The sequence below is a fragment of the Vibrio sp. MED222 genome (assembly GCF_000153005.1).
GTDB classification, from domain to species: domain Bacteria; phylum Pseudomonadota; class Gammaproteobacteria; order Enterobacterales; family Vibrionaceae; genus Vibrio; species Vibrio tasmaniensis_A.
In genome coordinates, this window is record NZ_AAND01000094.1 from 1 (window position 1) to 1,328 (window position 1,328).

Here is a 1,328-nt window from a genome sequence, read left to right on the forward strand (position 1 = left end):
CAATTGTGAATCAAACTAACGTTTGATTCGAATACAAGACACTTGAATGTGTTTGTTGTGTTTATCTAATGAAAGATAAACATTGAGAACTTTTAAATTTGATTGAATTACTCGTAAGTAAATCAATCAGTCAGCTTTCCAAATTGTTAAAGAGCATGAGACTTTAAGAACCAGTGTTCTAAAATTCACATTTTCTAAAGACTCTCAGGGTCAAACACACCAACCAACGACAAAAGAAGTGGTTTGGATATGACTATAACTAAGAATATTTAGAGAATGGTGGGCGATACCGGGCTCGAACCAGTGACCCCCTGCTTGTAAGGCAGGTGCTCTCCCAACTGAGCTAATCGCCCACGATAGTTTTAATTCCTTCGCGGAGAAAGAATGGTGGGTCGTGCAGGATTCGAACCTGCGACCAATTGATTAAAAGTCAACTGCTCTACCAACTGAGCTAACGACCCAATGGTATCCCGTAGGGGAGTCGAACCCCTGTTACCGCCGTGAAAGGGCGGTGTCCTAGGCCTCTAGACGAACGGGACACTGGATATTGAAGAACTTGGGAGTTCTTCGTCTCTTTACTTTTCTAAACCTAATCAATCTGTGTGGGCACTCATCGTGAGCATCTTCGTATAAGGAGGTGATCCAGCCCCAGGTTCCCCTAGGGCTACCTTGTTACGACTTCACCCCAGTCATGAACCACAAAGTGGTGAGCGTCCTCCCCGAAAGGTTAAACTACCCACTTCTTTTGCAGCCCACTCCCATGGTGTGACGGGCGGTGTGTACAAGGCCCGGGAACGTATTCACCGTGACATTCTGATTCACGATTACTAGCGATTCCGACTTCATGGAGTCGAGTTGCAGACTCCAATCCGGACTACGACGCACTTTTTGGGATTCGCTCACTATCGCTAGCTTGCTGCCCTCTGTATGCGCCATTGTAGCACGTGTGTAGCCCTACTCGTAAGGGCCATGATGACTTGACGTCGTCCCCACCTTCCTCCGGTTTATCACCGGCAGTCTCCCTGGAGTTCCCGACATTACTCGCTGGCAAACAAGGATAAGGGTTGCGCTCGTTGCGGGACTTAACCCAACATTTCACAACACGAGCTGACGACAGCCATGCAGCACCTGTCTCAGAGCTCCCGAAGGCACACCTGCGTCTCCGCTGGCTTCTCTGGATGTCAAGAGTAGGTAAGGTTCTTCGCGTTGCATCGAATTAAACCACATGCTCCACCGCTTGTGCGGGCCCCCGTCAATTCATTTGAGTTTTAATCTTGCGACCGTACTCCCCAGGCGGTCTACTTAACGCGTTAGCTCCGAAAGCCACG

At 48.6% G+C, this 1,328-nt stretch carries 3 tRNA genes and 1 rRNA gene; all 4 read right to left on the reverse strand.

Features of this window, described 5'->3' with window-relative positions:
- Window positions 1-277 precede the first annotated feature (277 nt).
- Window positions 278-353: transfer RNA gene (locus tag MED222_RS00035), tRNA-Val, on the reverse strand.
- A 32-nt stretch (window positions 354-385) separates the two neighbouring features.
- Window positions 386-461 (reverse strand) — tRNA-Lys (locus MED222_RS00030).
- Window positions 462-463: 2 nt separating this feature from the next.
- Window positions 464-539 (reverse strand) — tRNA-Glu (locus MED222_RS00025).
- Window positions 540-630: 91 nt separating this feature from the next.
- A 16S ribosomal RNA gene (locus MED222_RS00020) occupies window positions 631-1,328 on the reverse strand; the annotation flags it as partial.